13 protein-coding genes, 1 tRNA gene, 3 rRNA genes and 1 other annotated feature are annotated in these 21859 nt (G+C 39.4%); of the genes, 14 read left to right on the top strand and 3 right to left on the bottom strand.

Annotation, left to right across the window (positions count from 1 at the left end; genetic code table 11):
- Positions 1 to 3: 3 nt before the first annotated feature.
- From remB to CDZ92_RS15650, 8 genes are all read left to right on the top strand, one after another.
- Positions 4 to 249 (top strand): extracellular matrix regulator RemB, encoded by a 246-nt coding sequence (gene remB, locus CDZ92_RS15685; RefSeq protein ID WP_096156156.1) that lies wholly within the window; start codon positions 4 to 6, stop codon positions 247 to 249.
- Between the two features lie 81 nt (positions 250 to 330).
- Positions 331 to 2256, top strand: a complete 1926-nt coding sequence (gyrB, locus tag CDZ92_RS15680; protein ID WP_096156154.1) for a DNA topoisomerase (ATP-hydrolyzing) subunit B — start codon at positions 331 to 333, stop codon at positions 2254 to 2256.
- Positions 2257 to 2421: 165 nt separating this feature from the next.
- The gene (gene gyrA / locus CDZ92_RS15675) at positions 2422 to 4920 is read left to right on the top strand and encodes a DNA gyrase subunit A (RefSeq protein WP_096156152.1); all 2499 of its coding nucleotides are present in this window, start codon (positions 2422 to 2424) and stop codon (positions 4918 to 4920) included.
- 94 nt (positions 4921 to 5014) lie between these two features.
- Positions 5015 to 6085, top strand: a complete 1071-nt coding sequence (locus tag CDZ92_RS15670) for an HD-GYP domain-containing protein (RefSeq protein WP_096156150.1) — start codon at positions 5015 to 5017, stop codon at positions 6083 to 6085.
- Positions 6086 to 6445: 360 nt separating this feature from the next.
- Positions 6446 to 8046, top strand: a 16S ribosomal RNA gene (locus tag CDZ92_RS15665).
- A gap of 188 nt (positions 8047 to 8234) precedes the next feature.
- A 23S ribosomal RNA gene (locus CDZ92_RS15660) occupies positions 8235 to 11184 on the top strand.
- 79 nt (positions 11185 to 11263) lie between these two features.
- Positions 11264 to 11380, top strand: a 5S ribosomal RNA gene (gene rrf / locus CDZ92_RS15655).
- Together the 16S, 23S and 5S rRNA genes form the textbook arrangement of a ribosomal RNA operon.
- 542 nt (positions 11381 to 11922) lie before the next feature.
- The gene (locus CDZ92_RS15650; RefSeq protein WP_096156148.1) at positions 11923 to 12486 is read left to right on the top strand and encodes a nucleotidyltransferase family protein; all 564 of its coding nucleotides are present in this window, start codon (positions 11923 to 11925) and stop codon (positions 12484 to 12486) included.
- A gap of 37 nt (positions 12487 to 12523) precedes the next feature.
- Here CDZ92_RS15650 and CDZ92_RS15645 read toward each other — a convergent pair whose 3' ends face one another.
- Positions 12524 to 13480: a YaaC family protein gene (locus tag CDZ92_RS15645; protein ID WP_096156146.1), complete on the bottom strand. Its 957-nt coding sequence runs from the start codon at positions 13478 to 13480 to the stop codon at positions 12524 to 12526.
- A 133-nt stretch (positions 13481 to 13613) separates the two neighbouring features.
- Here CDZ92_RS15645 and guaB point away from each other — a divergent pair, with 133 nt between their 5' ends.
- From guaB to CDZ92_RS15615, 6 genes are all read left to right on the top strand, one after another.
- The gene (gene guaB, locus CDZ92_RS15640) at positions 13614 to 15080 is read left to right on the top strand and encodes an IMP dehydrogenase (RefSeq protein WP_096156144.1); all 1467 of its coding nucleotides are present in this window, start codon (positions 13614 to 13616) and stop codon (positions 15078 to 15080) included.
- A gap of 122 nt (positions 15081 to 15202) precedes the next feature.
- Positions 15203 to 16549: a D-alanyl-D-alanine carboxypeptidase family protein gene (locus tag CDZ92_RS15635; RefSeq protein WP_096156142.1), complete on the top strand. Its 1347-nt coding sequence runs from the start codon at positions 15203 to 15205 to the stop codon at positions 16547 to 16549.
- 192 nt (positions 16550 to 16741) lie between these two features.
- Positions 16742 to 17626: a pyridoxal 5'-phosphate synthase lyase subunit PdxS gene (gene pdxS / locus CDZ92_RS15630; protein ID WP_096156140.1), complete on the top strand. Its 885-nt coding sequence runs from the start codon at positions 16742 to 16744 to the stop codon at positions 17624 to 17626.
- 16 nt (positions 17627 to 17642) lie between these two features.
- On the top strand, positions 17643 to 18233 hold the full coding sequence (gene pdxT / locus CDZ92_RS15625; protein WP_096156138.1) for a pyridoxal 5'-phosphate synthase glutaminase subunit PdxT: 591 nt from the start codon (positions 17643 to 17645) through the stop codon (positions 18231 to 18233).
- A gap of 73 nt (positions 18234 to 18306) precedes the next feature.
- Positions 18307 to 18558: a binding site (T-box leader), on the top strand.
- Between the two features lie 51 nt (positions 18559 to 18609).
- Positions 18610 to 19887, top strand: a complete 1278-nt coding sequence (gene serS / locus CDZ92_RS15620) for a serine--tRNA ligase (RefSeq protein WP_096156136.1) — start codon at positions 18610 to 18612, stop codon at positions 19885 to 19887.
- A 96-nt stretch (positions 19888 to 19983) separates the two neighbouring features.
- Positions 19984 to 20076, top strand: a tRNA-Ser gene (locus CDZ92_RS15615).
- Between the two features lie 315 nt (positions 20077 to 20391).
- Here the strand turns inward: CDZ92_RS15615 and CDZ92_RS15610 are convergent.
- Entirely contained in the window at positions 20392 to 21063 is a 672-nt protein-coding gene (locus tag CDZ92_RS15610) for a deoxynucleoside kinase (protein WP_096156134.1), read from the bottom strand.
- Positions 21060 to 21701: a deoxynucleoside kinase gene (locus CDZ92_RS15605; protein ID WP_096156132.1), complete on the bottom strand. Its 642-nt coding sequence runs from the start codon at positions 21699 to 21701 to the stop codon at positions 21060 to 21062. The genes CDZ92_RS15610 and CDZ92_RS15605 overlap by 4 nt, the downstream gene beginning before the upstream one ends.
- Positions 21702 to 21859 lie beyond the last annotated feature (158 nt).

Here is a 21859-nt window from a genome sequence, read left to right as displayed (position 1 = left end):
AGATTGTACTTACACATCGGTGAGGAAGTAATGATCCGTGCTTCTAAAATAATTGCTATTTTAGATAAGCGGCTACTGCAATCAAATTGGCAAGAAATGTTACCAATCCATATGTCTAAAAAGATAAAAAACATTAGCAAACAAGACATAAAATCTGTTGTTATTACGGATGAATCTATATATCTTTCCCCTTTAGCATCGACCACGTTAAAGAAAAGAATAGATACATCATATTTAGAAATGATTTAACGAATTAGATTTTGATATACCCCTGTGTTAAAAGGGTGACCATGTTGTTCGATAAAAAAAGTGTAGGTGATGGAAGTGACAATGGAGCAAAAAGAATTGCTTGAAAATGCTTATGATGAAAGTCAAATCCAGGTTTTAGAAGGTTTAGAAGCCGTAAGAAAAAGACCTGGAATGTATATTGGTACAACTAGTTCTAAAGGATTACACCATTTAGTTTGGGAAATAGTTGACAATAGTATTGACGAAGCACTTGCTGGTTATTGTGATGAAATAAATGTAGTGATTGAGAAAGACAACAGCATTACGGTAAAAGATAACGGGCGTGGTATTCCTGTCGGTATTCATGAAAAGATGGGACGTCCTGCAGTAGAAGTAATCATGACAGTGCTACATGCTGGAGGGAAATTTGGCGGTGGCGGTTATAAAGTATCAGGTGGATTGCACGGTGTTGGTGCTTCTGTTGTTAATGCCTTATCTACTAAATTAGAAGTTTTTGTTCACCGTGACGGTAAAATCCACTATCAAAAGTTTGAACGTGGGGTTCCGGCGGCTGATTTAGAAATAATTGGTGAAACAGAAATTACGGGAACAATCATTCACTTTGTACCAGATGATGAGATTTTCACAGAAACTACTGAATACGAGTACGATATTTTAGCTCATCGTTTACGAGAATTAGCGTTCTTAAATAAAGGAATTAAAATTACAATCGAAGACACTCGTACAGAAGAAGGTAAGAAAAACGAATATCATTATGAAGGTGGTATTGCTTCCTACGTAGAACATTTAAATCGTACAAAAGAAGTTATTCATGATGAAGTAGTGTTTGTAGAAGGCGAAAAAGAGGGGATTTCCCTTGAAGTTGCTCTACAGTATAACGATAGTTACACAAGTAATTTATACTCATTTGCGAATAACATTAATACGTATGAAGGTGGAACACATGAGTCTGGTTTCAAAACATCCCTCACACGCGTAATTAATGACTATTCTCGTAAACATCATATCTTTAAAGATGCTGATAGTAATTTAACTGGGGAAGATGTTCGAGAAGGCTTAACTGCTATCGTATCCATCAAACACCCTAACCCGCAATTTGAAGGACAGACGAAAACAAAGCTTGGGAACAGTGAAGCTAGAACGATTACGGATGCATTATTCTCAGAGAAATTTGAAGCGTTCCTTTTAGAAAATCCTTCTGCAGCTAGAAAGATTGTAGAAAAGGGCTTAACAGCTTCAAGAGCTAGAATGGCTGCCAAGAAAGCTCGTGAATTAACTCGTAGAAAAAGCGCGCTCGAAATCTCTAGTTTACCTGGTAAACTGGCAGATTGTTCTTCAAAAGATCCTAGCATTAGTGAAATTTATGTCGTTGAGGGTGACTCTGCAGGTGGTTCTGCTAAACAAGGTCGTGATCGTCACTTCCAAGCGATATTACCTTTAAGAGGAAAAATAATTAACGTTGAAAAAGCGCGTTTAGATAAAATTCTTTCTAACAATGAGATTCGTACTATTATTACAGCTCTTGGTACTGGTATTGGAGAAGAATTTGATATTTCAAGAGCAAGGTATCATAAAATTGTCATTATGACTGATGCCGATGTAGATGGAGCACATATCCGTACGTTATTGTTAACGTTCTTTTATCGTTATATGCGTCAAATTATTGAGCATGGTTACATCTATATTGCCCAACCACCATTATATAAAATTCAACAAGGTAAAAAAATTGAGTATGCCTATAATGAGAAACAGCTAGATGAAATTTTAAAAACAATGAATGAACAACCAAAAGCATCTATTCAGCGTTATAAAGGATTAGGAGAGATGAATCCTGAACAGCTGTGGGAGACAACGATGGATCCTGACACAAGAACACTATTACAAGTGAACTTACAAGATGCTATTGAAGCGGATGAAACGTTTGAAATTTTAATGGGTGAAAAAGTAGAACCGCGCAGAAACTTTATTCAAGACAATGCACGATATGTGAAAAACTTAGATATATAAACCTTTCTTATGAGCTGCTTCTTCATAAAAGCAGCTTTTAAGAAGTTCCATAAATAGAGATTAGACTTTGGCAATAAAATTTAAAACGAGATAGTGATGACTATCAGAGGTTTTACATAGAGTGATAATTGGTAAGAACCAATTTTCGCAAGGAGGTCCAAAAAGATGACGGAGAAATCCTCTCAAGTGAAAGAAATTAATATTAGTCAAGAAATGAGAACATCCTTCCTTGATTACGCAATGAGTGTTATTGTTTCACGTGCTTTACCAGATGTACGCGACGGATTAAAACCTGTACACCGCCGTATTTTATATGCAATGAATGATTTAGGAATGCATTCAGATAAAGCGTATAAAAAATCTGCACGTATCGTTGGAGAAGTAATTGGTAAGTACCATCCACATGGTGACTCTGCCGTTTATGAAACAATGGTTAGGATGGCACAAGATTTTAACTTCCGCTATATGCTTATCGACGGACACGGTAACTTTGGATCAGTAGATGGTGACGCAGCAGCGGCAATGCGTTATACGGAAGCAAGAATGTCTAAAATCTCGATGGAAATTTTAAGAGATATAAATAAAGACACGATAGATTACCAAGATAACTATGATGGTTCAGAAAGAGAACCAGTCGTTCTTCCTGCAAGATTTCCAAACTTGCTAGTAAATGGAGCGGCGGGTATCGCTGTTGGTATGGCGACAAACGTTCCGCCACATCAACTTGGGGAAGTTATTGATGGAGTATTAGCATTAAGCAAAGACCCTGAAATGACAATTCCAGAACTAATGGAAATTATACCAGGTCCAGACTTTCCTACTTCTGGACAAATTCTAGGGCGAAGCGGAATTAGAAAAGCTTATGAAACTGGTAGAGGATCTATTACTATTCGAGCAAAAGTTGAAATAGAAACAAAGAGTAATGGCCGTGAAGTAATCTTAGTTCACGAATTACCATACCAAGTAAACAAAGCTAAACTGATAGAAAAAATTGCTGATTTAGCTAGAGATAAAAAATTAGAAGGTATTTCTGATTTGCGTGACGAGTCTGACCGTAATGGTATGCGTATCGTTATCGAAATAAAAAGAGATGCTAATGCAAATGTAGTATTAAACAATCTATATAAGCAAACAGCACTTCAAACTAGCTTCGGAATCAACATGCTAGCATTAGTGAATGGTGAGCCTAAAGTATTGAACTTAAAGCAATGCTTATATCATTATTTAGAGCATCAAAAAGTAGTAATTAAGCGTCGTACAGCTTTTGAATTACGTAAAGCGGAAGCAAGAGCACATATTTTAGAAGGATTACGTATTGCCCTAGATCATCTAGATGCAGTCATTGCCCTAATCCGCGCTTCACAAACGACAGATATTGCTCGTGAAGGATTAATGAGAGAGTTCTCTCTATCTGAAAGACAAGCTCAAGCAATCTTAGATATGCGTTTGCAACGTTTAACAGGATTAGAGAGAGAAAAGATTGAAGAAGAGTACAAAGGTTTAATCGCTCTTATCGCTGAATTAAAAGCTATCTTAGCGGACGAAGAAAAAGTATTAGAAATTATCCGTGAAGAGCTAACAGAAGTAAAAGAGCGCTTCAATGATACGAGAAGAACTGAAATTATTGTTGCTGGTTTAGAAAATATTGAAGATGAGGACTTAATTCCTCGTCAAAATGTAGTCATTACTCTAACGCATAACGGATATATTAAACGTTTACCATTATCGACTTATAGAAGCCAAAAACGTGGTGGCCGTGGAATTCAAGGAATGGGTACGAATGAAAATGATTTTGTAGAACATTTATTAACAACATCTACGCATGATACCCTTCTATTCTTCACGAACAAAGGTAAAGTTTATAGAGCAAAAGGTTATGAGATTCCGGAGTTTAGTAGAACAGCAAAAGGTATACCAATCATTAACCTTCTAGAGATTGAAAAGGGTGAATGGATTAACGCAATTATTCCAGTTGAAGATTTTGTAGATGATTGGTATTTATTCTTCACGACAAAACACGGTGTTTCTAAGCGTTCACCATTAACTCAATTTGCAAATATACGTACAAACGGATTAATTGCAATTGGATTACGTGAAAGTGATGAGTTAATATCTGTCAAAATGACAGATGGAACAAAAGAAATGATCATCGGTACGAAAAAAGGTATGCTAATCCGATTCCCAGAAACAGATGTGCGCTCAATGGGTAGAACTGCATCAGGAGTAAAAGGGATTAACCTGTCAGAGGAAGACGAAGTAGTTGGTATGGAGATTCTTGAAAACGACCTAGATGTGCTTGTTGTTACGAAAAACGGTTACGGTAAGCGTACAACTGCTGAAGAATATCGTATCCAAAGTCGTGGTGGAAAAGGAATTAAAACATGTAACATTACAGAAAAAAATGGTGATCTAATTTCCGTAAAAACTGTAACAGAAAACGAAGATCTAATGATTATAACTGCAAGTGGTGTACTTATCCGTATGGCTGTTGAAGGTATTTCTCAAATGGGAAGAAATACTCAAGGTGTGAAGCTAATAAAGCTAGCGGAAAATGAGTTTGTTACTACTGTTGCAAGAGTAGATAAAGAAGAAGAAACCATAGATGAGTACGAAGAAGATACTGAAGAGTCTGTTCAAGAAATCTCTTCTGAAGATACTGAATAAAAGGCTTGAATAATTTAATAAAGAGGGACACGTATTAGTGTCTCTCTTTGTATTATTTTTAACCTCATTTGCAAGGATAGGAGGCAATTTGAGTATGTTAGTGAATACTGGCAGTTTAGTAGAAGGTTGTATATTGGCAAAGAATATTAAATCTTTAACAAATAAACCTATTATTACGAAAAACACAATACTAACACCCGAGCATATTAAAGTATTAGAATCATTTTTAATAGATGAGGTAGAAGTCGAGCCAACTTTAGCAAATGGAGAGCCATTTTTACCGAAAGAAATGGACGAAACAATTGCTCCTGCAGATAAAGAGGAAGATTTTGTTCAAATATACTTTAATACCGTACAAAACTATAAAAAACTATTCGGTAAATGGCAATCAGGTGCTCACATTGATTATGGAGTGGTAAGACAAACCATTATCCCTCTTATAGAACGACTTTTAGCTGAACCGAGAAATGTGAGGAATATTCATCATTATTCTAATAAAAGAGATTATCTCTATCACCATGCAGTCGCTACATCCTTAATTTCCGTCAGTATTGCTCAACAAATGCAATTAGAAAAAAGAGAGATTGCTATTGTCGCGGTAGCAGCGTTTTTGATGGATTGCGGAATGTGTAGAATCGATTCTAAAATTCTACAAAGCGTTTCAATCCTGAAGAAGGATGAATTCGTACAAATAAAAGAACACCCAATCTATAGCTATCAAATGGTTAGTAAAATCCCGTACATACAGGATGAAGTGAAATTAGCTATCTTACAACACCATGAAAGACAAGATCGTAGTGGTTATCCGTTTGGGTTACAAGATGATAAATTACACACAGTTAGTAGGATCATTTCCGTAGCAGACGTCTATCATGCAATGACTTCAGAAAGAATGTATAGACCTAAGCAGTCTCCTTATAAAGTACTTGAGCAACTACAGCAAGAGGCTTTCGGCAAATTTGACTTATTAGTGGTTAAGGCGTTGATTGCTGTTTTTTGTTCTATAAGTATTGGAACGATTGTGAAGCTTTCAAGTGGAGATGTAGCGGAAGTTGCGTTTATTGAACAAGACTCTCCAACAAGACCAATGGTAAAAGTTCAGAAAACTGGTGAGTTTATTTCACTAAAACAAAGGTTAGATCTTTATATAGAAGATATAAAATAATAGCTTTCTATTAAAAGTCAGATGTTTACAACGTCTGACTTTTAATATTGTAAATAGTAATTGTACTATAGAAGGGGACTAAAATAACTTTTGAAAATAATAATTGCAATATAATTTTCTGCATGATATAATCAATCAAGTCAGTAACCAATTCATTTTGTACAAATAAACTTCTTGAAAATAGTTGTTGACATGAATGTTTAAAACGTGTTATATTAATGAGGTCGCTTTTGGAGCGGCGTTAACAAAAAGCTCTTTGAAAACTAAACAAAACAACAGCGTGTAAGTTAATCTTTAAGATTAACAACAAACAATTAATTGACATTAGTCAGCAAACATTATGAGCATAAGCTCAAACACTCTTCGGAGAGTTTGATCCTGGCTCAGGACGAACGCTGGCGGCGTGCCTAATACATGCAAGTCGAGCGAATCTGATAAAAGCTTGCTTTTTGAAGATTAGCGGCGGACGGGTGAGTAACACGTGGGCAACCTGCCTGTAAGACTGGGATAACTTCGGGAAACCGGAGCTAATACCGGATAATATAAAGAACCTCCTGGTTCTTTATTGAAAGATGGTTTCGGCTATCACTTACAGATGGGCCCGCGGCGCATTAGCTAGTTGGTGAGGTAACGGCTCACCAAGGCAACGATGCGTAGCCGACCTGAGAGGGTGATCGGCCACACTGGGACTGAGACACGGCCCAGACTCCTACGGGAGGCAGCAGTAGGGAATCTTCCACAATGGACGAAAGTCTGATGGAGCAACGCCGCGTGAGCGATGAAGGCCTTCGGGTCGTAAAGCTCTGTTGTTAGGGAAGAACAAGTACCGGAGTAACTGCCGGTACCTTGACGGTACCTAACCAGAAAGCCACGGCTAACTACGTGCCAGCAGCCGCGGTAATACGTAGGTGGCAAGCGTTGTCCGGAATTATTGGGCGTAAAGCGCGCGCAGGCGGTTTCTTAAGTCTGATGTGAAAGCCCACGGCTCAACCGTGGAGGGTCATTGGAAACTGGGAAACTTGAGTGCAGAAGAGGAAAGTGGAATTCCACGTGTAGCGGTGAAATGCGTAGAGATGTGGAGGAACACCAGTGGCGAAGGCGACTTTCTGGTCTGTAACTGACGCTGAGGCGCGAAAGCGTGGGGAGCAAACAGGATTAGATACCCTGGTAGTCCACGCCGTAAACGATGAGTGCTAAGTGTTAGGGGGTTTCCGCCCCTTAGTGCTGCAGCTAACGCATTAAGCACTCCGCCTGGGGAGTACGGTCGCAAGACTGAAACTCAAAGGAATTGACGGGGGCCCGCACAAGCGGTGGAGCATGTGGTTTAATTCGAAGCAACGCGAAGAACCTTACCAGGTCTTGACATCCTTTTGCCTTCCCTAGAGATAGGGCGTTCCCCTTCGGGGGACAAAAGTGACAGGTGGTGCATGGTTGTCGTCAGCTCGTGTCGTGAGATGTTGGGTTAAGTCCCGCAACGAGCGCAACCCTTGATCTTAGTTGCCAGCATTAAGTTGGGCACTCTAAGATGACTGCCGGTGACAAACCGGAGGAAGGTGGGGATGACGTCAAATCATCATGCCCCTTATGACCTGGGCTACACACGTGCTACAATGGACGGTACAAAGGGCAGCAAAACCGCGAGGTCGAGCCAATCCCATAAAACCGTTCTCAGTTCGGATTGTAGGCTGCAACTCGCCTACATGAAGCTGGAATCGCTAGTAATCGCGGATCAGCATGCCGCGGTGAATACGTTCCCGGGCCTTGTACACACCGCCCGTCACACCACGAGAGTTTGTAACACCCGAAGTCGGTGGGGTAACCTGGGCACAACTTAGCCTCTTATAATTATGATAGGAAGTTAAGTTGTGCCTAGGAGCCAGCCGCCTAAGGTGGGACAGATGATTGGGGTGAAGTCGTAACAAGGTAGCCGTATCGGAAGGTGCGGCTGGATCACCTCCTTTCTAAGGAATAATACGCTTGTTGTTTTGTTTAGTTTTGAGAGAGCATTCCTCTTTCAAACTTTAGATAGTATAAAAGCTATCGAACCATGTTCTTTGAAAACTAGATAACATAAGTAATGTCAAGATACATCAAAAGTATCGTTCATCTTAGTAAATTTTCTTTATTAGATATCTATTCGCGATATCGAGGTTAAGTTATTAAGGGCGCACGGTGGATGCCTTGGCACTAGGAGCCGATGAAGGACGGGACTAACACCGATATGCTTTGGGGAGCTGTAAGTGAGCTTTGATCCAGAGATTTCCGAATGGGGAAACCCACTACTCGTAATGGAGTAGTATCTTTACCTGAATACATAGGGTAATGAAGGCAGACCCGGGGAACTGAAACATCTAAGTACCCGGAGGAAGAGAAAGCAAACGCGATTTCCTGAGTAGCGGCGAGCGAAACGGAATTAGCCCAAACCAAGAGGCTTGCCTCTTGGGGTTGTAGGACACTCAACATGGAGTTACAAAGGAACGGGGTAAATGAAGCGACCTGGAAAGGTCAGCCGTAGAAGGTAAAAGCCCTGTAGTTGAAACTTCGTTCCCTCCTGAGTGGATCCTGAGTACGGCGGGACACGAGAAATCCCGTCGGAAGCAGGGAGGACCATCTCCCAAGGCTAAATACTCCCTAGTGACCGATAGTGAACCAGTACCGTGAGGGAAAGGTGAAAAGCACCCCGGAAGGGGAGTGAAAAGATCCTGAAACCGTGTGCCTACAAGTAGTTAGAGCCCTATGTTTTTTCTTCGGAAAAAACCCGGGTGATAGCGTGCCTTTTGTAGAATGAACCGGCGAGTTACGATCCCGTGCAAGGTTAAGTCGATGAGACGGAGCCGTAGCGAAAGCGAGTCTGAATAGGGCGAATGAGTACGTGGTCGTAGACCCGAAACCAGGTGATCTACCCATGTCCAGGGTGAAGTTCAGGTAACACTGAATGGAGGCCCGAACCCACGCACGTTGAAAAGTGCGGGGATGAGGTGTGGGTAGGGGTGAAATGCCAATCGAACCTGGAGATAGCTGGTTCTCTCCGAAATAGCTTTAGGGCTAGCCTCATGTGTTAGAGTCTTGGAGGTAGAGCACTGATTGGACTAGGGGCCCTCATCGGGTTACCGAATTCAGTCAAACTCCGAATGCCAAAGACTTATCCATGGGAGTCAGACTGCGAGTGATAAGATCCGTAGTCAAGAGGGAAACAGCCCAGACCGCCAGCTAAGGTCCCAAAGTATACGTTAAGTGGAAAAGGATGTGGAGTTGCTTAGACAACCAGGATGTTGGCTTAGAAGCAGCCACCATTTAAAGAGTGCGTAATAGCTCACTGGTCGAGTGACTCTGCGCCGAAAATGTACCGGGGCTAAACGTATCACCGAAGCTGCGGACTGTTCTTACGAACAGTGGTAGGAGAGCGTTCTAAGGGCGTTGAAGCTAGACCGTAAGGACTGGTGGAGCGCTTAGAAGTGAGAATGCCGGTATGAGTAGCGAAAGATGGGTGAGAATCCCATCCACCGAATGCCTAAGGTTTCCTGAGGAAGGCTCGTCCGCTCAGGGTTAGTCAGGACCTAAGCCGAGGCCGAAAGGCGTAGGCGATGGATAACAGGTTGATATTCCTGTACCACCTTCACTCCGTTTGAGCAATGGGGGGACGCAGGAGGATAGGGTAAGCGCGCTGTTGGATATGCGCGTCCAAGCAGTAAGGCTGAGAAGTAGGCAAATCCGCTTCTCATAAAGGCTGAGCTGTGATGGCGAGGGAAATTTAGTACCGAAGTTCCTGATTTCACACTGCCAAGAAAAGCCTCTAGCGAGGAGAATGGTGCCTGTACCGCAAACCGACACAGGTAGGCGAGGAGAGAATCCTAAGGTGAGCGAGAGAACTCTGGTTAAGGAACTCGGCAAAATGACCCCGTAACTTCGGGAGAAGGGGTGCTCTGTTAGGGTGTTAAAGCCCGAGAGAGCCGCAGTGAATAGGCCCAGGCGACTGTTTAGCAAAAACACAGGTCTCTGCGAAGCCGCAAGGCGAAGTATAGGGGCTGACGCCTGCCCGGTGCTGGAAGGTTAAGGGGAGAGGTTAGCGCAAGCGAAGCTTTGAACCGAAGCCCCAGTAAACGGCGGCCGTAACTATAACGGTCCTAAGGTAGCGAAATTCCTTGTCGGGTAAGTTCCGACCCGCACGAAAGGCGTAACGATCTGGGCACTGTCTCAACCAGAGACTCGGTGAAATTATAGTACCTGTGAAGATGCAGGTTACCCGCGACAGGACGGAAAGACCCCGTGGAGCTTTACTGTAGCCTGATATTGAATTTTGGTACAGCTTGTACAGGATAGGTAGGAGCCTGAGAAGCCGGAGCGCTAGCTTCGGTGGAGGCGTCGGTGGGATACTACCCTGGCTGTATTGAAATTCTAACCCGCACCCCTAATCGGGGTGGGAGACAGTGTCAGGTGGGCAGTTTGACTGGGGCGGTCGCCTCCTAAAGAGTAACGGAGGCGCCCAAAGGTTCCCTCAGAATGGTTGGAAATCATTCGTAGAGTGTAAAGGCACAAGGGAGCTTGACTGCGAGACCTACAAGTCGAGCAGGGACGAAAGTCGGGCTTAGTGATCCGGTGGTTCCGCATGGAAGGGCCATCGCTCAACGGATAAAAGCTACCCCGGGGATAACAGGCTTATCTCCCCCAAGAGTCCACATCGACGGGGAGGTTTGGCACCTCGATGTCGGCTCATCGCATCCTGGGGCTGTAGTCGGTCCCAAGGGTTGGGCTGTTCGCCCATTAAAGCGGTACGCGAGCTGGGTTCAGAACGTCGTGAGACAGTTCGGTCCCTATCCGTCGTGGGCGCAGGAAATTTGAGAGGAGCTGTCCTTAGTACGAGAGGACCGGGATGGACGCACCGCTGGTGTACCAGTTGTCTTGCCAAAGGCATAGCTGGGTAGCTACGTGCGGACGGGATAAGTGCTGAAAGCATCTAAGCATGAAGCCCCCCTCAAGATGAGATTTCCTTTAGCGCAAGCTAGTAAGATCCCTGAAAGATGATCAGGTAGATAGGTTCGAGGTGGAAGCGTGGCGACACGTGTAGCTGACGAATACTAATAGATCGAGGACTTAACCAAATTAGAACGATACAATCACTTTCTTGATATGAAAATATGTTATCTAGTTTTGAAGGACCAAACCTTCAAACTTCATATGTCTGGTAATGATGGCGAAGAGGCCACACCCGTTCCCATACCGAACACGGAAGTTAAGCTCTTCAGCGCCGATGGTAGTTGGGGGCTGTCCCCCTGTGAGAGTAGGACGTTGCCAGGCAAAGAGATAAGAAAAGTTCAGCGTTTAGGCGCTGGGCTTTTTTTGTTCTTGATTAGGAAATTATAATGGATAATTGTTTTGTTTAAATGAAGAAACTTTAGGTGTAGCATAAATTCATCAAGGGGTAACAAAAGGTTAGAAAGGTGTATCATAAAATCTTGAAGGTGTAGCATTAAAGTTGCGATGTGTAACGTATAAAATGGTGGTGTAGCATAAAGCGCCAGAAGTGTATCATAAATCATTTATAGTGTAGCAAAAAGAGCCTGAAAAGTAACAAGTATTATTTAATCAAACAAAAGTGCTAAAAGAAAAGCAGAGAATTAACAAAAATTATTAAACGAAATATAAGTGAATCAACTTTATAAATACGATTCGTTTATTGAAAAACGAATTATTTTCTTTATGGACTTTTACTATGTTAGTTTATGACACCGTTTATTAATAATATATTAGTTAAATAATTCGTTTTTCGTATAGTATTCGTACATTGTGAAACGGACTCAAGTAGTCTAATATTACAGAATGAAGAAGGTGAAGAGCTAATGATCTCAAATGAAGATGATATTAAAAAATTAATTAGTCTAGACGAATGGATGATGAGTATATTAAAAACTACTTACCGCCTAAATTTACCTGACTGGTGGATATGTGCTGGGTTTGTTCGTTCAAAAGTTTGGGATACCTTGCATGATTTTCCTGAACGTACCCCAATAGAGGATATAGATGTTATTTATTTTGATGAGTCTAACATAGATGAAGAAGTAGATAAACAGATTGAAATGCACCTACATTCTATTCATCCCAAAATACCTTGGTCCGTAAAAAATGAAGCGAGAATGCATCTGAAAAATAATATACCTCCATATTCTTCTTCTGTTGATGCAATATCAAAATTTCCAGAGACAGCTACTGCGATAGGAGTCAAATTAGATAAGGAACATAACTTAGTACTAACAACACCATGTGGTATAAATGACTTGATAAACATGATAGTTAAGCCTACCTCATTTTTTCAAACGAACAAAGAACAAATACATATATACAATAATCGTTTAAAAATGAAGAAGTGGCATGAAAAATGGAATAAAGTAAAGTATGACTTATAAAAACAAGAGGATTCTAGAAAGAAGTGGATAGAAGCCTCTATCCACTTCTAAATAACTCATGTAAAAAAGTGAATAGTAAATAAGGCACTTTATTCTCTGTAACAGAAAGAAATTCGATAATATAAGAACGATCACTACTATGAAAAGTGTGCATCAGTTCTCCCCACCACTCCGTTTCATATCGAGAGACCATACTTAAGTTGTACAAGATTAAGTAATGAACCATTAGCTCGTTCAAGCTATGCTTGAACGTTTCCTTGTCTCTAGGAAAGAGAACGATTTTGTCTAACAAGCTAACTTGTATAGGGAAACTATTGTTCAAATGAACGTCCCCGCTAAATACAAGATGGTTTTCCGAATCACCCTTCTCGTGTTTCAATTTTGTGTTCGCTTCTACAAAGGAAATAAATCTATCTTTCGTCATATGATAATCATCTAGAATAGAATCACGAAAAGACCAAGGTCCATTTGGATACTCCCCAATTTCCATCATATTGTTTTTCTTCTGAAGAGTAACAAACATTTCACGTAGCTCCGGAATAAAGAGTAGTAATTCTTCCATTGAGAATTTTGTCCCCTCTATATGTTTCACATGAAACATTTTGTCGGAAAAGAGTGAAAAAAGTCCATTCTTTTGCGTTTTTACTTCATCATGTAAAAACGTATAGCTTTGCTTTTTCCTTTTACGCGTAGAAACTCCATGGGCTAATACAGAAGTATTCTCTGGATAGTGTGGATCGACTGTCAATAAACATGCTTTTATAAGCTGTACCATTCCGTAAAACAATAGTACAGGTTTTATGGAAAGAGGTGATTTCTTAGCTTGCTCATAATAGGTTATACCGTGCTCAAGGAAGTAGATAAATCGATAAACATTTGCATAACTTAGTTCTAAGTTTGCAATCCCTTGCTTTTTATAACATTTATGTAAAAATGGTTGTGCAACATCTGCAGATTGAAATATATGAAACGAATCAAGCAGGTTTTTCATCATAACTCCCCTTTAAAGCCTAAATGTATTTTTCTGAATAATCCAACTTATCCTTACCTTCTTGACAGTATTTTACCCAGTTGTTACGCTACTAATAATATTTTCAGGTTTCATTATTAAAGGGGGATTTTTTGTCATGTGGGAAAGCAAGTTTGCAAAAGAAGGTTTAACGTTTGATGATGTTCTTTTAGTACCAGCAAAATCAGAAGTTCTTCCGAAAGACGTAGATTTAACTGTCCGTTTAACCGATACATTACAGTTAAATGTACCAATCATTAGCGCTGGTATGGATACTGTTACCGAAGCTGCAATGGCTATTGCAATGGCTAGACAAGGTGGATTAGGTATTATTCATAAAAATATGTCTATTGAACAGCAAGCTGAGCAAGTAGACAAGGTAAAGCGTTCTGAAAGTGGCGTTATTACAAATCCTTTCTTTTTAACTCCCGACCATCAAGTATTTGATGCAGAACACTTAATGGGTAAATATAGAATTTCTGGTGTTCCAATCGTAAACAATCTCGAAGAAAAAATTCTAGTAGGTATTTTGACTAACCGAGATTTGCGTTTTATTTCGGATTATTCTATCCCGATTTCAGATGTCATGACAAAAGAAAACTTAGTGACAGCTCCTGTTGGTACGACATTAGCTGAAGCAGAAAAAATCCTTCAAAAGTATAAAATTGAAAAGTTGCCTTTAGTAGATGAAACAGGCGTTTTAAAAGGTTTAATTACCATTAAGGATATTGAAAAAGTTATCGAATTCCCAAATTCAGCAAAAGATTCCCAAGGTAGATTAGTAGTAGGTGCAGCTGTCGGTGTTACTGCTGATACGATGATTCGCGTGGAGAAATTAGTAGAAGCTGGGGTAGATGTAATAGTAGTAGATACAGCACATGGGCATTCCCAAGGTGTTATCGATACGGTAAGAAAAATAAGAGAAGCATTCCCAGGTTTAAATATTATTGCAGGTAATGTGGCAACGGCTGAAGCTACTAGAGAGTTAGTTGAAGCCGGAGCAAATATAGTTAAAGTTGGTATTGGACCGGGCTCTATTTGTACGACGCGGGTCGTTGCTGGTGTCGGTGTACCACAAATTACTGCCGTTTATGACTGCGCAACAGAAGCAAGAAAACATGGTGTTTCTATTATTGCTGATGGTGGTATTAAGTATTCTGGTGATATTGTAAAGGCGCTAGCAGCTGGTGGACACGTTGTTATGTTAGGAAGTATGTTAGCTGGTACATCGGAAAGTCCTGGAGAAACAGAAATATACCAAGGCCGTCGCTTTAAAGTATACCGTGGTATGGGCTCCGTTGGTGCAATGGAAAAAGGAAGCAAAGATCGATATTTCCAAGAGGACAATAAAAAGTTTGTTCCAGAAGGAATTGAAGGACGTGTACCATATAAAGGTCCTGTAGGCGAAACTATTTATCAAATGGTAGGCGGCTTGCGTTCTGGTATGGGTTATTGTGGATCAAAGAACTTAGAGGAATTAAGAGAAAATGCTCAATTTGTCAAAATGACCGGGGCTGGATTAAGAGAAAGTCATCCCCATGATGTGCAAATTACAAAAGAATCACCTAACTATTCCATATCTTAACAACCTATGGTTCAATAGGCTTAACATAGATGGAGAAAGTACCCAACTTTCTCTGTCTATTTTTTTTGTACAATGTATGTTAAAATAACGACTATGTGAAAAAAAGTATGGAGGTCATACAAGTGAAAAAGAATTTTAAAAAGTTATTAATTAGTATTTTATCCATTGTGTTAATAAGTACAGTATTCACTATAAATCCAGTAAAAGCGCAAGAGAATGATTTTCTTAATGTAAATGCAAGTGCTGCTATTTTAGTAGATTACAATACAGGACAAGTTATATATCAAAAAAATGCGGATGTTTTATTACCAATCGCAAGTATGACAAAGATGATGTCAGAGTACTTAATCCTTGAGGCAATCAATGAAGGAAGACTTAAATGGGATGACCAGTACAACGTAAGTGAGTATGTTTACCGTGTATCACAAAATAGAGGTCTATCGAATGTACCTTTACGAGCAGATGGCACCTATTCAGTGAAAGAGTTATATGAAGCGATGGCGATTTACTCTGCTAACGGAGCAACTATTGCGCTAGCAGAAATGGTTGGTGGATCTGAAAGTAATTTTGTGCGTATGATGAATGACAAAGGTGCAGAACTAGGCTTAGGAGAATTTGAGTTTGTTAATACTACAGGATTAAACAACAGCAGTCTTGGTGGGATGCACCCTGAAGGTACTGCAGCTGATGCAGAAAGTAGAATGTCTGCAGAGGCTCTAGCAAAACTAGCTTATTTCTTAGTTAAAGATTTTCCAGAATTATTAGATACAGCGAGTATTCCTTTTAAAAAATTCCGTGAAGGAACAACTGATGAGATTGATATGCCTAACTGGAATCGAATGGTATCCCATTCACAGTTTATCTATCCAGGAGCAGACGGTATTAAAACAGGTTTTACTTCTGCTGCAGGTTACTCTTTTACAGGCACAGCTAAGCGAGATGATTTACGTTTGATTTCCGTAGTGATGAATGCTAAAAATGCTGACGGTAATTCAACAGAATTTTCACGTTTTAGAGAAACAGAAAAAATGTTTAATTATGGTTTCACAAATTACTCTGTTACTGAATTATTCCCAGCAGGATTCCAACTAGAAGAGCAAGAAGTTGTTTCTGTAACGAAAGGGAAAGAAAAAGAAGTATCAGTGGAAACAAGCGAAGCATTAAAAATGTTAGTGAAGCGTGCGGAAGAAGATATGTTTGAAGCGGTCTATGTACTCGATGAAGAGCTATTAAATGATAAAGGTGAGTTAACAGCACCAATTGAAAAAGGAACGAAGATTGGTTATATGACGGTTAACTACACTGGTAATGATTTAAATTATTTGTTTGATCAATCTGTAACAGTAGATTTGGTAACAACAGTAGATATTGAAAAAGCTAATTGGTTTGTTTTAGCGACAAGAGGAATCGGCGGATTTTTCGGAGACATTTGGTCTTCTGTTGCTAGCACAGTAAAAGGTTGGTTCTAATAAAATATGAAAGCCCCTCTATTCCACATCGGATAGAGGGCTTTTTGTATAGAAATGAAACGAATAATTTTTTATTAGGATTTTTATTCGAATTCATGTAAAATATAGGTCAGGTATGTAAACAATATGGACAAGCTCCATTATACTTTAAATTAACATCATTTAGCCTACTACATAGAGGGGGATTTTATTATGACAAACACTGGAACAGATCGCGTTAAACGCGGTATGGCAGAAATGCAAAAAGGCGGCGTAATTATGGACGTTGTCAATGCAGAACAAGCAAGAATTGCGGAGGAAGCTGGAGCTGTTGCTGTAATGGCATTAGAGCGTGTACCTGCAGATATTCGTGCAGCAGGTGGAGTAGCTCGTATGGCTGATCCTACAATTATTGAGGATGTTATGAAGGCGGTTACTATTCCAGTAATGGCAAAAGCACGTATTGGCCATATTGTAGAAGCACGTGTTTTAGAATCAATGGGTGTAGATTACCTTGATGAGAGTGAAGTATTAACTCCTGCAGATGAAGAGTATCACTTAGATAAGCGTTCATTTACAGTACCATTTGTATGTGGTTGCCGTGATCTAGGAGAAGCATCACGCCGAATTGGTGAAGGTGCATCTATGCTTCGTACGAAGGGTGAACCGGGAACTGGTAATATCGTAGAGGCTGTTCGCCATATGCGTAAAGTAAATGCGCAAGTTCGCAAGCTTGTTCATATGAGTGAAGATGAGATAATGACAGAAGCAAAATTATTAGGCGCACCTTTTGAAATATTACTTGAAATCAAACGTTTAGGTAAATTACCAGTTGTAAACTTTGCTGCAGGTGGTATTGCTACTCCAGCTGATGCAGCGTTAATGATGCAACTTGGAGCAGACGGAGTATTCGTAGGTTCTGGTATCTTCAAATCAGACAACCCGGCTAAATTTGCACGTGCAATTGTAGAAGCAACAACGCACTACCAAGATTATGAGTTAATTGCTAGTCTTTCAAAAGGATTAGGTTCAGCGATGAAAGGTATCGAGATCTCTTCTTTATTACCTGAAAATCGTATGCAAGAACGCGGCTGGTAAAAAGGAGTTATCCAATATGTTGAAAATAGGTGTTTTAGGGCTTCAAGGAGCTGTAAGAGAACATGTTCGTTCTATTGAGGCAGCAGGTGCAGAGGCTCATGTTATTAAGAAAGTAGAACAATTACTAGAGATGGATGGCTTAATTATCCCTGGTGGCGAAAGTACAACGATGCGTCGCTTAATTGATAAATATTCATTCATGGACTCGCTTAAACAATTTGCAGCAGAAGGTAAGCCAATGTTCGGTACTTGTGCAGGCTTAATTTTAATAGCTAAACAAATTGTTGGCTACGGGGAACCACATATTGGCGTTATGGATGTAGTTGTAGAGCGTAACTCTTTTGGGCGTCAAGTAGACAGTTTTGAAGCAGAGCTAAGCATTGCTGGTGTTGGGGAAGACTTTATTGGTGTGTTTATAAGAGCGCCACATATCGTAGAAGTTGGCGAAGAAGTAGAAGTATTATGCAAACATAATGGACGTATTGTAGCGGCTAGACAAGGTCAGTTTTTAGGTTGCTCGTTCCATCCAGAATTAACGGATGATCACCGTATAACAGAGTACTTTGTAAAAATGGTAGAAGAGTCTAAATTAAAAACAATTGCATAAAACTATTGCAACTAAGCTAAACTTATAGTAAATTATTACAAAAGCAACAATAGACAGTATAAAATGATATATTTATAAAACAATGACAGGAAATAGTAACAAGTCTTTTATACTTTAGAGAGCCAGTGGTAGGTGCAAACTGGTGTATAAACCTTGTGAATCCATCCTTGAGTAAAGTAGCCTAATAGCATAGTATGTATGCTTAGTAAGTTACTTCGGTATAGAATGCCGTTATCTATGGAAAGTGGGAGAAATGTAGTCTTTTTTTGGCTAAAAGGTTTCTTCAACATGGGTGGCAACACGGGAATATACTCTCGTCCCTATTATGGGGACGGGAGTTTTTTATATTTTTTTAACATATAGGAGGCAAAAAATCATGTTAGATTTAAAGTTATTACGCGCTAACTTTGAAGAGGTAAAAGAAAAGCTTCAACATCGTGGAGAAGACTTGACGGATTTAAATCATTTTGAAGCATTAGATGTAAGAAGAAGAGAACTATTAATGCAAACAGAACAGTTAAAAAGCAAGCGAAACGATGTGTCTCAACAAGTAGCTTTATTGAAAAGAGAAAAGCAAGATGCTGACCAATTAATAACTGAAATGCGTGAAGTAGGGGATCAAATTAAAGAGCTTGACGAAGAGCTACGAGGTGTAGAAGAGAAGTTAGAATCATTACTTTTATCTATTCCTAACATTCCTCATGAGAGCGTTCCTGTTGGTACAACAGAAGATGATAACGTAGAAGCAAGAATATGGGGAGAAGTTCGAAACTTTGAATTCGAACCAAAACCACATTGGGAAGTTGCTGATGAATTAGGAATATTGGATTTCGAACGTGCAGGAAAAGTAACAGGAAGTCGTTTTGTATTTTACCGTGGCTTAGGCGCTCGTTTAGAAAGAGCTCTATTTAACTTCATGTTAGATTTACATGTGGATGAGCATGGCTATACTGAAGTGTTACCTCCGTACTTAATCAATAGAGCAAGTATGACTGGGACTGGACAATTACCTAAATTTGAAGAAGATGCATTCTTAATTGAAAAGGAAGATTATTTTTTAGCACCAACTGCAGAGGTACCAGTAACAAATATTCACCGTGACGAAATTCTTACAGATGAAATGCTACCAATCAACTATGCGGCATTTAGCGCTTGTTTCCGCTCTGAAGCAGGTTCTGCGGGGCGTGATACACGTGGACTAATTCGACAACACCAGTTTAATAAAGTGGAACTGGTAAAATTTGTTAAGCCAGAAGATTCTTATGCAGAGCTAGAGAAATTAACTGGACACGCTGAAAAAGTATTACAGTTACTTGGCCTACCATACCGAGTACTGAGTATGTGTACAGCAGATTTAGGGTTCACAGCTGCTAAAAAGTATGATATTGAAGTATGGATTCCAAGCTACGGGACGTACCGAGAAATTTCTTCTTGCAGTAACTTTGAAGCATTCCAAGCAAGGCGTGCGAACATTCGCTTCCGTCGTGATCCAAAGGCAAAACCTGAACATGTGCACACATTAAATGGTTCTGGACTTGCTATCGGTAGAACAGTAGCGGCAATTATTGAAAACTATCAGCAAGAAGATGGAACGATTTTAATTCCAGAAGTGTTGCGTCCTTACATGGGAAATAAAGAATTTATTACAAAATAAGCTACAGAAAAAAGTAGAGAAAAAAATTCTCTACTTTTTTTCTTAGAATGGTTGACATGTTATTTGTATATATGATATATTACTACTTGTCGATACGGAGGAATACCCAAGTCTGGCTGAAGGGATCGGTCTTGAAAACCGACAGGGGTGTCAAAGCCCGCGGGGGTTCGAATCCCTCTTCCTCCTCCATTGATTATTAATAGGAACTATCCTATTATTATAGCGCATAAATTGGAGAACATATCCGTTACCTGGAGAAGTAACGGATTTTTTGTTGGAATGAAAAGCCGCCAAGCAATTGGCGGCTTATTTTTTATAAGTGTTGTTAGGAATAAGGATTAGTTCAGGCTCCTCCAGATATATAGGTGAAATTTCAGGATATATAATAATTATCAATTTAAAATTAAAAGTTTAAGCCATACGAGTAGTTTACCGAATAAGGCTAAGAAAAGCCCCAATCATCCTGCTAACAAAGCAAAATGGTTGGGGCTTTTTTTACTTTTCTTATTTTTTCACAAGTAATTGTGTTTGTCTAATATGGTTTGAAACCTTTTCAATAATAGGTTCAATGGAAGTTTCATTTTGTACCACATCATACTCGTTGATATTTAATCGTAATACAGGACATGCATTGAAGTTATTGATCCAATTCTCGTAGCGACCATGCATTTCTTGCCAATACTCAATAGGAGTTTGCTGCTCCATCGGACGACCTCTTTGCTCAATACGAGTTAAAATATCCTCTAAGCTTCCTTCTAAATAAATTAGTAAGTCAGGATGTGGGAAGTAAGGTGTCATCACCATTGCTTCAAAAAGGCTAGTATATGTTTCATAATCAACTGGTGTCATTGTACCTTTTTCATAATGCATTTTGGCAAAAATACCTGTATCTTCATAAATGGAACGATCTTGAATGAATCCTCCACCGTACTCAAATATTTTCTTTTGCTCTTTATATCGTTCAGCTAAAAAGTAAATTTGTAAGTGAAAGCTCCAACGTTGGAAATCAGCATAAAATTTATCTAAATATGGATTTGTGTCCACTTTTTCAAAAGATGTACGAAAATCAAGAGCTTGTGCTAATGCTTTTGTCATGGTTGATTTTCCAACACCAACTGTACCTGCAATAGTAATAACAGCATTTGATGGTATACCGTATTTTTCTCTTAAATTCATGTAATGACTACTCCTTTATGCAACGTGTCTTGTAATTTTTGAATAATAAGTTGTAAATCTTCTTCTCGTTGGACGAAGTCAATGTCATCGCCACTGAAACGAAGCACGGGAATATTAGGATATTTCTTCTCAAACTCAATCATTGCTGCATCATAATCGATGCTAAGTTGTTGTAAATAAAGTGGATCAATATTTTTCTCTATTTCTCTTCCACGCATTTGAATTCGTTCTAATAGCGTATCTAAGCTAGCGTTTAAATATACGACTACATTTGGCACAGGCATGTCCTGCGTTAAAATATCGTATATATTTAAATACTTATCATATTGTTTATCTCTTAAAGTACGCTTGGCGAAGATTAAGTTTTTCATTATATGATAATCTGCTACAACAGGGTTATCATTTTGTAAATATAATGTTTCGATGTCTTCTAATTGCTTATATCTATTGCATAGGAAGAACATTTCTGTTTGAAAACTCCACTCATCAATATTCTTATAAAATTTCCCGAGAAATGGATTTTCATCTACAATTTCTTTTAATAAATGATAGTTAAATTCAGCTGCGATCTTTTTTGCTAAAGAAGTTTTTCCTACACCAATTGGACCTTCAACTGTAATAAATGGTGTTGCTTGCAATGTATTGCACCCCTTTACTAATAGAAACCATACAAAGTTACTATATTTGGACAGATAAATAATATTCTACCATACATGTTGTGATAGGTGGGGAAAAATTTCTACCATAAGAAATGCAAAAAAAGAAGACCGTTCTTTTAAAACGAAAGATAAATCCT

The sequence above is a fragment of the Bacillus sp. FJAT-45066 genome, assembly GCF_002335755.1.
Taxonomy (GTDB): domain Bacteria; phylum Bacillota; class Bacilli; order Bacillales; family Bacillaceae_I; genus Bacillus_CD; species Bacillus_CD alkalisoli.
Note: the sequence above shows the minus strand (reverse complement) of the source record. Positions and strands in the feature narration are given on the sequence as shown.